The 592-nt window shown below is 72.0% G+C and carries 1 protein-coding gene; it reads right to left on the bottom strand.

The annotated features are described in order from the left end of the window. A partial coding sequence (locus tag J7528_RS23990) for an AraC family transcriptional regulator (protein ID WP_291879874.1) occupies window positions 1–592 on the bottom strand: 592 nt, incomplete at both ends.

The following is a 592-nucleotide window of genomic DNA, read 5'->3' as shown; positions in this document are numbered from 1 at the left end:
GCTTCTGGTACTGCATCGGCGTCATGCCGGTGACGGCCTTAAAGTGGTGGTGCAGCGAGCTCTCGCTCATGCCCACGTGATCGGCCAGGGCCTCGATCCGCAGCGTGGCGGCGAAGTGGTCGCGCAGCCAGGCGACGGCTCGGGTGACGCGGTGCCCGTGGCCGTCGGCCAGGGTGATGTGCAGCAGGCGCGCGCCGCAGGGGCCGCTGAGCAGGTGATACAGGATCTCCTGCTCGATCAGCGGGGCCAGGGCCGCGACGTCCTGGGGACGGTCCAGCAGCCGCAGGAACCGCAGGGTGGCGTCCAGCAGGGCCGGCGCGGCCTTGGTGACCGCCACGCCGCGGATCCCCTCGATCGGGGCGGCGGCCTCGGCCGGCAGGCGGCCCATCAGCTCGGCCAGGCGGGTGGGATTGATCTCGACCCCGACGCACAGGTGCGGCTCTTCCTCGGTGGCGTGGGTGATGCGCGAGGTCATCGGCATGTCCAGCGCCACCAGCAGGCAGTCGCCGACGCCGTAGTGCAGCTCGTCGTCGCCCAGCTTCACGCACTTGCGGCCCTGGGCCACCAGCCAGAAGGACGGCCGCTGGTGGGC

It is taken from the genome of Caulobacter sp., from assembly GCF_017744445.1.
Classification (GTDB): Bacteria; Pseudomonadota; Alphaproteobacteria; order Caulobacterales; family Caulobacteraceae; genus Caulobacter.
This window is presented reverse-complemented; position numbering and strand designations above follow the sequence as displayed.